This window comes from Bradyrhizobium sp., assembly GCF_049798375.1.
Classification (GTDB): Bacteria; Pseudomonadota; Alphaproteobacteria; order Rhizobiales; family Xanthobacteraceae; genus Bradyrhizobium.
On sequence record NZ_JBARGP010000466.1, the window covers coordinates 1 to 10,242 of the forward strand.

The window sequence follows — 10,242 nt, forward strand, 5'->3', positions numbered from 1 at the left end:
TCCGTTGAGCGGTTCCATCATCGACATAGCTCCATGCGCCGGGACGACTGTTCCCCGCCGTGAACTCGCTTGCAGACGGTGGACTTAGTTAGAACTCTGCAAATAGAACTTCGGTGAGGTTTTTGCGTTGGCCTTGGAGACGGACAGGAGCCGGCGCAGGCTAGCCCACACGGTTCCTGTTTCTGGCGGTCGCGCACGATCTCCCGGCGCAGCCGCGATGCCGCAGACAAAAGCGGCCACAACGACCCTGCACCGAAAGGATCAGCCATGAGCAACAAGCATTCCAAGCTCCCTCGCCCGACCAATGTCGACCTCGTGCGCAATCCCGGCATCGGCGGCTCCAAGGGCGTCACCATGGCGCAGGCCGATCTGGAAGATCTGGAGGCGCTGCAGGGCGCCAACACCTTCGAGGGCGATGTCGAGAACGACACCAATCGGCAAGGCGGCATCGACAAGGCGGAGGTGATGGACCGGCGCCGTGCGCCACCGAAGCCGGACCGGACGCAGCCGCCGCGCCATGCACAGCTCCAAGGCCGCAAGACCCATGAGCAGCAGCTCCGCATCCTGGAGCGCAATCCGGACGGGCCGGATCCGCGGCACCTTGATGACGAGAAAGCTTTCGCCGCGACCGTTAGCGGAAAACCCGATGCAGGGGCGCCCATCAAGGCCAAGGGCGACGGCAGTGGCGCCATGACCGACCTGCAGGACGAACTGCTCGGCGACAACGACGTGCTCAGCAATCGCGACAAGGCCCAGAGCTCGCGCGAACGCGGCCGGGACAGCCGCTGGATCCAGACCGAACAGCGCGAAGACCACGCCGCCAACAAGGGACGCGGATGACCGCCTCGCGTCACGACGAGATCACACCGACATCGTCGGCGCAGCGACGCCGGTATGATGACCTCGTGCAGCTGTCCCCTGCCATGTTGTTGGACCGCTGAACTATTTCGATCGTTCGGGATTAACCGGCCTCAGGGCATGAGGATCGAGCGATGCAATTCCGCGTTCCAAGGCTGGCTGTGGTCGTCGAAGACGACACGCTCCAGCGCGACACCCTGGCCGGTGTCCTCGCGCATGAGAACATCGACGTCATCCATTGCAGCAGCGCGGCGGCGGCGGAGCTCGTGGTGGCGCGACTCGGCACCGAGCTGCGGCTGCTGGTCACCGATCTCTGGCTGTCCAACGCACCTGCCGGAGCCGAGCTCGCGCGCTTCGCCAAGGAACGACATCCGCATCTCTGCGTCATCGTCGTGTCCGGCGATGAGGACGTGCGATTGCCGGGCAGCGTCCATTTTCTCAGAAAGCCGTACCAGCCTGCGGATCTCGTGCGGGCCACCACAAGCCTGATCGCCGTGCAGCAGCCGCGCGTGACCTAGCGCTTGGGCTTCGGCTCCGCGAAACGGGCACCGAGCTTCCTCAGCGAAGCGTCCGACAGCGGCGTGTTCTGGAATTCACGGATCGCGCGCGTCAGCTCCTGGTCCGACATCGGGCGTGCCGGATGCTGCAACGCGCCTTTCGCGAACGCATCCGCGACGAGGTCGAGATGCGGGTTCGGTGCGATGAGCCGCCGACAGATGCGGGTCAGGAAAGCAGTATACGGCACGTCGTCCCTCTCTGGGGCTGCGCGCGACGGTTCCAGCCGCGCTCGGCGCATCATCGGCCCGTTCTCGGCCGAAGCTGACATCCGTATCGATGATCTTGCGGCACTCTGAAACCCGGCTGCCACGGCCGAGTTTAGACCGGGCGGAAGATTCGCCCGTATCACCTGATACGGGTGGCCTGAGAAAGCGGACGGTGAGGTGTGCGTTGGCCAGTCTCGACAAGATCCTGGTTGCGAAGCTGAAGGAGCACTCGCGGCTGTCCGGCGAGGATCTAGCCGTGATCCGCAGCTTCAGCCACAGCTTCCGGGAGCTTGCGCCGAACGAGGATTTCATCCGGCAGGGCGACGATCCCAACGTATCCGCTGTGGTGATGTCCGGGTGGGTCGCGCGCTATCATCTGCTGCCGAACGGACCCCGGCAATATCTCTCCTTTCACACGGTTGGCGACTGGCCCGACGCCCAAGGGCTGTTCATCGAGCGGATGGATCATGCCGTCTGTGCGATCGGCCCCGCGCACGTCGCCTGTATTCCGCACAAGGAGCTCATCAAGGCCTTCGAGCTGCGTCCTCCAGTCGGGTTCGCCATCTGGCGCGAGACGCTGATCGATGCGTCGATCTTCCGCGAGGCCATCACCAACAACAGCGCCCGCAGCAAGCCCGCGCGCATGGCGCATCTGTTCTGCGAATTGTTCTATCGCGCGCGTGCATCCGCGCTCACTCGCGACAACGAGCTCGATTTTCCGATCAGCCTGCCACAGCTCGGTGAAACGCTGGGCATGGCGATCGCAACCATCAACCGCACGCTGAGCGAACTCCGCGCCGGCGGCACGATGGACTTTCGCAACGGCCTGTTGACGATCCGCGACTGGCCAAAGCTATGCGCGATCGGTCAGTTCGATCCGAGCTACCTGCACCTGAAGCGGCTGGCGCGATAACGCATTGCAACGGTGCACAGGGCTGGCAAAGCGTAGCGTGGCCACCTCGAACTCATTCTTCGCGGCCTGTCCTATCATCATTCGGGGCGCCCGCAGGGCGAACGTGGAATGACGGCAGAGAGGAAGTCTCAAATACACAACCCGATCAGCTTGATGCTGAGATGGCAGTCGGCGGGCTTGGACGGCAGCTTGGCGCCCCAGTGGAATTCTGATTTGCCCTCCGGCCTCGCAGCCGTTTTGGTCTCCGACTTCGCACCAGCCTTTACACCTGCCTTTGCACCTGACTTGCCTTGCGCGACTGCCGGCGGCTTCTTCTCCTTCGGCTTCTCGTAGTCGCCGGCAATCTCCATCGACCAATAAGTGCGCTTGCCGTTGGCGGTCCTGGCGCTGGCAATGCCGACCTTGGTCGCGTTATGCAGCAACAGATTCTTGCGATGCTCCGGCGAATTGATCCACTGCCCGAGCGTCTTCTCGAAACTGTCGTAGCCATAGGCGATGTTCTCGGCCGCGCGGCCGGCCAGCGACGGCGCGATGCGCCGTCCGAATGGGCCGAGCACCTCGTGGCTGAGATTGTCCTTCGCGGCCATTTCGCGCGCCTGGTCGGCGGCGATGCGGTCGAGCACAGCGTCCCTGGTGACGCGGACTTCGCCATGCTGGAGGCGGAACGCGGTGATCTGCTCGGCCGGCGACGCTTCGGCGGCGAGCGCAGTATGCACCGGCAGCACCAGCAGGGCGATCGCGGCGTGGATCAGGAATCGAAAGGAGCTGAGTTGCATGTCCCGACCGGTCAATCGATGGCCACGAGCGTGTAGAGATCGATCGCGGGCTCCTCATAAGGATGAACACGATGGATCGCCGCCAGCACCGCTTTCAGGCGCTCATCGGAACAAACCGTCTCGATGCGCTCCTCCGCGACATCTTCGAGCTGACCGACTTCGCCGATCGCAGGCCGCGCCCCCTCGAGCGGGCGGAACCGGCCGGTGCCTCCACTCGTGAACGAGCAGTAGTCGTAGTTGCCGATCCGGCCGGCGCCGGCCTCACCCATCGCCATGCGCACGGCCTCGCCGTCGGCCTCTGGCACGAATACGACGATCTTGTAGGTCTTCATGAGGCGCTGGTTTCCCCGGATTGGCGACCAATGGGTAGCCCAATGCTGCGAGCGCGTCAAAACAGCACAGATATACGCGACCTTCAAATCATCACGGAACAAGCGATCGTTCGTCGTCGCCGCGGCGGGCGAAACGCAGTGCGCTTTCATCGGGATTGGTGAACAAGTGATGAGCGGCCAAGTCTTGCAGGAGCGACAGCCGCCGCCTTGCTCCGCACTCTGCGGAAGCTTTCATCAGAATGGCCGCTGTGCCGCCGAACGCCGGTGACCTGCCATCCCAAAACGCGGGTTGTGCAATGCAGCAAATCCAGTCAAATTCGGTCTTATATAATCAATCCGCATCGCCAGTAACCCAGAAGGCTTTTCGACTTGGCCGACATGAATGCCGAGACCATCGAGGTCGTGCGCCATCGACCCATGGGCTTCACTGAATTCGTCATCGTCATCGCCACCATCATGTCGCTGAATCCCCTGGCGATGGACATGATGCTGCCGGCGCTGCCGGACATCGGCTCGGCCTTCCATATCGATCTTCCGAACCGGCTGCAGATGGTACTGTCGGCATTCCTGATCGGCTTCGGCGTTGGCCAGTTCGCGATCGGGCCATTGTCCGACAGTTTCGGCCGCCGCCCGGTGATGCTCGCCGGTATGGTGCTGTATGCGGTCGCCAGCGTGCTCGCGATCTCAGCTCATTCGTTCGAACTGTTGCTGCTGGCACGCGCGCTGGAAGGCCTCGGTACCGCAGCGACGCGGGTGATCGCCACCTCGATCGTGCGCGACTGCTACGCCGGCCGCCGCATGGCGAGCGTGGTGTCGCTGGCGATGATGGTGTTCATCGCAGTTCCCGTGGTTGCACCCTCGTTCGGCCAGGCGGTGATGACGCTCACCAACTGGCGCGGCATCTTTGTCGTGCTGACGGTCTACGGCATCGCGACGCTGCTCTGGAGCGCAGCCCGGCTGCCGGAGACGCTGCCGGTTTCCGAGCGCAAGCCGTTCTCGGCGCCAGCGATCCTTGACGCGTTCAGCAAGACGCTGACCAACCGGCAGACCCTTGGCTATGCGCTCGCCGCCGCCGGCATCTCGGGCGCGATTTTCGGCTACGTGCTGTGCGCGCAGCAGATCTTCACCGGCGTCTACGGGCTCGGCCGCCATTTCCCGCTCGCCTTCGCCGCGATCGCAGCCGCGATCGCCATCGCCGGTTTCCTCAACTCGCGCCTCGTCGTCCGGCTCGGCATGCGCGTGATCTCGCATAGCGCGCTGGTGCTGTGTCTCCTCGTGGCGATCGCGATGTTCATCGCCTCGCGCACGCATCTGCTGCCGCTGTCGGTGTTCATGGCCCTGTCGGCGCTGATGATGTTCTCGTTCGGGCTGATGTTCGCGAACTTCACGGCCTTGGCACTGGAGCCGCAGCGCTCCAACGCCGGAACCGCCTCCTCGCTCTATGGCTCGATCACCACCCTGCTCGGCATCGGCGCCGGCGCGACCGTCGGCCAAGCCTATGACGGCACCGTCGGTCCGTTCGCGACCGGCTTTCTCGCCTGCATCTTCGCAAGTCTGGTGATCGTGTTCATCACCGAGAAGGGCCGGCTGTTCCATCCGCACCAGTCGACGGTGAAGTAACAGCCGCGCCGCGGCTCGAAAACGCTCTAGAGGCAGGATCCCTGCCCGCGCTGCGGGCAGAGCTTGAGCGCGGTGGAGAGCGAAAGCAGAAACCGCGCACTGCGCGTATCGTTATCGGGCGCGCGATAGGACAGCGGAAACGCGACCGACAGGTCGGCACGCAGATCGTTGACGAAGTTGAAGCGCACGCCGGCGCCGGCCGAGGTCAGGGTGACGCCGTCGCCCGGCCCATAGCCGTCGTTCCAGACCAGACCCGCATCGATGAAACCGTAGAGCTGATAGCCAGCGAGATAGGCCCAGTTCGCGGTGCGATCGTAGCGCAGTTCGAAGGTGCCGGCGACGCCATTGTCGCCGCTTACCTCGGCGCTGCCATAGCCCCGTCCGAAGGCAAAGCCGCCGAGATAGAATTGCTGGGAGTTGTAGAGCGGCCCCGAGGCAATCTGGCCGGCGCCCGCGAGCTTGATCGACCAGGCGTCGGTCAATGTTTGGTAACGGGTAAACCATGCGTTGAGAACGGAAAAGCCGGGCGCCGCCCCATCGCGCGAGGCGAGCGCATCGCCGAATGGCGTCGCGCCAAGAATATTCAGACCCTGCCGATAGGAGGCCGTCAGGTAGCTGTCGCCGCCGAACTGATCACTCCATCGATAGTCGGAAGTCAGTGTCAGGAAACGGATGTGATCCTGGTAGATCGTTCCAAATACGTCCCGCTCGGACGACTCGCTGAAGGCCGCTGCCGCGGTGAGCACCAGCGAGGATTGTTGCGACATGATCGGAGTGATGCTGCCGTGCAGTTCGTATGTCTCGGTCGTGTTGTCGTCGTTGTAAAGGCGCCGGCCGTCGCCGGGCCGCACTTCGCTGTATAGCGCGGAGGCGCCGATCCGGGCGCCGTCGGCGCCGACCGGAACATCATAAGACAGCCGACCAAAGCTGAGCTGGCGTGGGTCGCCTGGCGTCGTCGAGAGATTGAGCGCGAGCGTATCGCCCTGCAGCAGATAGGAGTTGAATGCAGCGGTCGCGTAGCTCTGCCAGGGCCCAACGGTCGGTGCCCCGAGATTATCAACGCCAGCGTAGCCGTAGACGTGCCAGGTCTTCAGCTCCAGCACGAGACGAAAATGTCCACTAGAAGTGCCGATCTCTTCCAGTGAGGAATCGGTGATCCGCACGCCCGCGCGGCTGTTGATCAGCAGAAGTTGTCGCTCGACCGTCTTAAAGCGCGAGGGCTGTTCGGCGAGGACAGGATCGAGCATCGGGCGAATGCCGAACTGCTCGGCGCCTTGGCCCTTCAGGCTGACCTCGGTGATGCTGCCTTCGATCACCTGCATCCGGACCCGGCCATTCTCGATGTCCTGCGGCGGCACGATGGCGCGGCTGAGATGATAGCCGGCGGCCCGGTACCGGTCGCTGATGGCGCCGGCGATCGCAGCAAGATCAGCCTGCGAGACCGGCTTGCCGAGAAAGCGCTGGTAAACGGCAGCGAGATCGGCCGCGCCCAGATTGATCGCCCCCGTCAGCACCACCGAGCGCAGCACGAACAGCGGCTTGCCCGCTGCCGGCGTTTGAGCACCGGAAGCGACGCGCGGCACTTTCGGTGGTGGCGCTCGGTCGCGGCGTGTCTGCAGATCCTGGAAATATTTTTCCGTCTGTCGCGGATCGAACACGGGCGCCGCTGCCGGCTCGGCACGTGCGGCCGGGGCAACGAGCGGCAGCACCGCGATCGCCGTCGCGGTGAACGATGCGAGAGCGGACTTGCCTGCACCTTTCCGTACCATTACGGGCCTTTGCTTGCTCGAGGGAACCGACGCGACGATTGCCAGAACGACGAGGGCCGCCTGTTAGTTGTAGGAAGCTTATGGTCAATGAAAGGTTAATGCGTTGGTCAAACGACGCGCAAACTCGCAACGGACCGTTGAAACATTCCCGTTAGTTTGCAGTAAGGGCAACCATTGCGAGCGTCGTCATGTCCAGGAACTATCACTTCAAGAGTTTCGTCGTTGCCGCAACTGCACTGCTCGCGAGTTCGGCGGCATGGGCCGCGGATGGCGATCCGTGGTCGGTCAGCAAATCGTCGGGCGAAGTCTGGCTGACGACACAAGGGGCGCAGCAGGTCGCGCTCGGCAGCGACAATGAGCTCAAGCCGGGTGACACCATCCGCACCGGCCGCACTGGCCGCGTGCTGCTGACGCGCGGCGCGGAAACCATGCTGATCTCGCCAAACTCGGTGATCGACGTGCCGACGGACGCACGGGACGGCATGGGAACCACCATCCTGCAGCGTGCCGGCTCGATCCTGCTCGACGTCGAGCACCGCAACGTCAAGCATTTCGAGGTCGAGACGCCCTACCTCGCGGCGGTGGTCAAGGGCACACAATTCAGTGTAACGGTCGGGGCCGGCAGCACCAAGGTCCAGGTCAATCGCGGTCAGGTCGAAGTTGCGGACTTCAAGTCCGGCCAGATCGCACAGATCATGCCGGGCCAAGCCGCGACTGCGTTTGCGCACAGCAAAATGGGATTGAGCCTGAGCGGCTCCGGCAGCTTCGCACCCATCGAGCATGGCCGGCCACGCGCCTCGACGATCGAGCGCGTCCCTGTTCCGAAAGGCGGGCTGCAAGCGCCCCACAATGCCGCCAAAGGGGGGGCGATTCATGCGGTGCATCCTGTCGGAGGCCCGATAATCAAGTCCGCCGCTCCCTCCGCTGCTCAACCGGGTAGGCTCGCAGCCCACGCCAAGCCGAACGGGGTGCACATATCCAGCTCTCTCGGCGAAGTGAAGCTGAACGTGCACAGCGCCACTCACGGCCTCGCACATGACGGGGTGAGGCCCGGGGTGCGCAGCACATCGCGGACCGACACGGTCTGGAGCGATGCCAAGGCGGGCAGCAGCAGTAGCAACGGCGCCAGCAGTTCCAGTGGCGGTGACGCCAGCAGCACAGCGACCGGAGCGTCTTCGACTGCGGCAGCGGTGTCGGCGGCGGTCGGATCCTCCAGCGGAGGAGCCAACATCAACAGCGGCGTGACGACCTCCACCGACAACAGCAATGGCAAAGGCCCTGGCGGAAATGGTCCTCCCGGCAAAGGCCCCGGCGGAAATGGTCCTGGCGGCAAAGGCCCTGGCGGAAATGGTCCTGGCGGCAAAGGTCCCAACGGAAACGGACCTCCCGGCAACTCTGGAAATGGCCCCGGCAACGGCCATGGTCCTCCCGCAGGCCACGGCAAGCACTGAGCGAAATTCCGCGGGCGAATCTGGCGCGGCGTGGGGGGCGCGTGAAATGGGGATCAAGCAAGGATGGTGAAGCATCTACGACCGCACATTCTTGTGCTGATCGCACTGCTCGCCGTGAGCGTACTCGGCTGGCAAGCGACATTGCGCAACGGTCTCACCGACCTGCGCTTTGCCTGGGACAAGCGGCAGGCGACCGGCGACATCGTCGTGGTCTCGATCGACGCGCCGTCGATCGAGGCCATCGGCGTCTGGCCGTGGCCGCGCAAGCTGCATGGCGCGCTGCTGCAGCAATTGCAGCGCGCCGGCGTGCAGGACATCGCGTTCGACGTGGACTTCAGCGCGGCGTCCGATCCTGATACAGACCGCAGCTTCGCCGATGCGCTGGCTGCAGCCGGCGACGGCGTGATTCTGCCGGCGTTCAAGCAACCCGGCAGCGGCAGCAATTCTCGCGACTTCTATGTCAATCGCCCGCTGCCGCAGTTCGCGCGCCATGCCTGGTCGGCCCTGGTCAATGTCACCATCGAGGCGGACGGGCGGGTCCGCAGCTATCCCTACGGCACGACGCTGAGCGGCGAATATCTGCCGTCGATGGCGACGATGCTGGCAGGACAGGCTGACACGTCCGACAGCTCATTCCTGATCGATTTCGGCATCGACGCGGCGTCGATTCCGAAAGTCTCCTTCATCGACGTGCTCAAGGGCGATGCTGCGACCTTGGCCAGGCTGAAGGACAAGAGGGTCATCATCGGCGGCACCGCGCTCGAGCTTGGCGACCGCTTCAACATCCCCAATGCCAGGATCGTGGCCGGTCCCGTGTTGCAAGCCGTTGCCGCGGAATCGATCCTGCAGCACCGCGAGCTGCGGCGAACCTCGGACGTGCCGACGCTGGCCGGCCTGGCTTTGCTGGTCGTGATCATGATGATCAGCTGGCGACGGCTTGCTGCCGGCCAGCGGGCCATCCTGCTGGCAGCGATTTCGGTCGGGATCGAAGCGCTTGGTCTGCTGCTGCATGTGACATACGCGCTGGTCCTCGACAGTTCGCTGCTGCAGACCGCGATCCTCGCCTATCTCACCGCGATCGCGCTCGACGAGATCAATGTTCGCGGCCTGCTCGGCCATGTCGCCGAGAACCGCTTCCAGCGCATTGCGATGTCGCTCGGCGACGGCCTGGTCTGCACCGACGAGAATGCGCGGATCACGATGTGGAATCCGGGCGCAGCCGCGATCTTCGGCTATGACGATGTCGAGGCGATCGGCAAGCCGTTCGACGTGCTGTGCGTGGCAAAGCACGAGCTCGAAGGCGCGTTCTCCCTGCACAACATGGCCGCCTTGCCAAGCGGCACGGTGTCCGAATTCGAAGGACGGCGCAAGAACGGCGAGGTGTTTCCGGCCGAGGCGAGCTTCTCGGCCTGGCAGGGCGCAGACGGCCGGCAATATGGCGCAATCCTGCGCGACATCTCCGAGCGCAAGCGGGAAGCCGCCCACATCCGCCACCTCGCGGAATACGATACGCTGACCGGGCTCGCCAACCGCAACACGCTGCATCTGCGCCTCACCGAGATGATCGCGTCCGCACAGCCCGGCAGCGAGGTCGCGCTGCTCGTGATCGGTCTCGACCGCTTCCAGCAGGTCAACGAGATGCTCGGCCACAGCTATGGCGATCGCGTGCTGCGCGCGGTGGCCGAGCGGCTCACGGACGAGATCGGCTCTACCGGTGTGGTGGCGCGGCTCGGCGGCGACGAATTTGCGGTCGCCATCC

At 64.2% G+C, this 10,242-nt stretch carries 10 protein-coding genes; 6 read left to right on the forward strand and 4 right to left on the reverse strand.

Annotated features, from left to right (window positions below; genetic code table 11):
- Positions 1-267: 267 nt before the first annotated feature.
- Positions 268-840, forward strand: a complete 573-nt coding sequence (locus WA702_RS19235; RefSeq protein WP_425112124.1) for a hypothetical protein — start codon at positions 268-270, stop codon at positions 838-840.
- Between the two features lie 152 nt (positions 841-992).
- Entirely contained in the window at positions 993-1,376 is a 384-nt protein-coding gene (locus tag WA702_RS19240; protein ID WP_425112125.1) for a response regulator, read from the forward strand.
- Here WA702_RS19240 and WA702_RS19245 read toward each other — a convergent pair.
- On the reverse strand, positions 1,373-1,603 hold the full coding sequence (locus WA702_RS19245; protein WP_425112126.1) for a hypothetical protein: 231 nt from the start codon (positions 1,601-1,603) through the stop codon (positions 1,373-1,375). The genes WA702_RS19240 and WA702_RS19245 overlap by 4 nt on opposite strands.
- Before the next feature lie 203 nt (positions 1,604-1,806).
- Between WA702_RS19245 and WA702_RS19250 the strand changes: the two genes are divergently transcribed.
- A complete protein-coding gene (locus WA702_RS19250; protein ID WP_425112127.1) occupies positions 1,807-2,535 on the forward strand; it encodes a Crp/Fnr family transcriptional regulator in 729 nt (242 codons plus the stop codon).
- Positions 2,536-2,663: 128 nt separating this feature from the next.
- Here the strand turns inward: WA702_RS19250 and WA702_RS19255 are convergent, their stop codons facing one another.
- A complete protein-coding gene (locus WA702_RS19255; RefSeq protein WP_425112128.1) occupies positions 2,664-3,311 on the reverse strand; it encodes a CAP domain-containing protein in 648 nt (215 codons plus the stop codon).
- Between the two features lie 11 nt (positions 3,312-3,322).
- Positions 3,323-3,793, reverse strand: a complete 471-nt coding sequence (locus tag WA702_RS19260) for a hypothetical protein (RefSeq protein ID WP_425112129.1) — start codon at positions 3,791-3,793, stop codon at positions 3,323-3,325.
- Between the two features lie 228 nt (positions 3,794-4,021).
- Between WA702_RS19260 and WA702_RS19265 the strand changes: the two genes are divergently transcribed.
- Positions 4,022-5,263, forward strand: coding sequence for a multidrug effflux MFS transporter (locus WA702_RS19265; protein WP_425112133.1), 1,242 nt, complete (start codon positions 4,022-4,024; stop codon positions 5,261-5,263).
- A gap of 26 nt (positions 5,264-5,289) precedes the next feature.
- Here WA702_RS19265 and WA702_RS19270 read toward each other — a convergent pair whose 3' ends face one another.
- Entirely contained in the window at positions 5,290-7,032 is a 1,743-nt protein-coding gene (locus WA702_RS19270) for a ShlB/FhaC/HecB family hemolysin secretion/activation protein (RefSeq protein WP_425112130.1), read from the reverse strand.
- 188 nt (positions 7,033-7,220) lie between these two features.
- Between WA702_RS19270 and WA702_RS19275 the strand changes: the two genes are divergently transcribed.
- Together WA702_RS19275 and WA702_RS19280 are read left to right on the forward strand one after the other, a co-directional pair.
- Entirely contained in the window at positions 7,221-8,483 is a 1,263-nt protein-coding gene (locus WA702_RS19275; RefSeq protein ID WP_425112131.1) for a FecR domain-containing protein, read from the forward strand.
- A gap of 63 nt (positions 8,484-8,546) precedes the next feature.
- Positions 8,547-10,242: CHASE2 domain-containing protein (locus WA702_RS19280; RefSeq protein WP_425112132.1), on the forward strand; the 1,696-nt coding region annotated here is incomplete at its 3' end.

Coding starts and splice junctions, on each gene's coding strand:
- WA702_RS19265 (WP_425112133.1), top strand. CDS start 4,022: ATGAATGCCGAGACCATCGAGGTCGTGCGCCATCGACCCATGGGCTTC.
- WA702_RS19260 (WP_425112129.1), bottom strand. CDS start 3,793: ATGAAAGCGCACTGCGTTTCGCCCGCCGCGGCGACGACGAACGATCGC.
- WA702_RS19275 (WP_425112131.1), top strand. CDS start 7,221: ATGTCCAGGAACTATCACTTCAAGAGTTTCGTCGTTGCCGCAACTGCA.
- WA702_RS19235 (WP_425112124.1), top strand. CDS start 268: ATGAGCAACAAGCATTCCAAGCTCCCTCGCCCGACCAATGTCGACCTC.
- WA702_RS19270 (WP_425112130.1), bottom strand. CDS start 7,032: ATGGTACGGAAAGGTGCAGGCAAGTCCGCTCTCGCATCGTTCACCGCG.
- WA702_RS19240 (WP_425112125.1), top strand. CDS start 993: ATGCAATTCCGCGTTCCAAGGCTGGCTGTGGTCGTCGAAGACGACACG.
- WA702_RS19255 (WP_425112128.1), bottom strand. CDS start 3,311: ATGCAACTCAGCTCCTTTCGATTCCTGATCCACGCCGCGATCGCCCTG.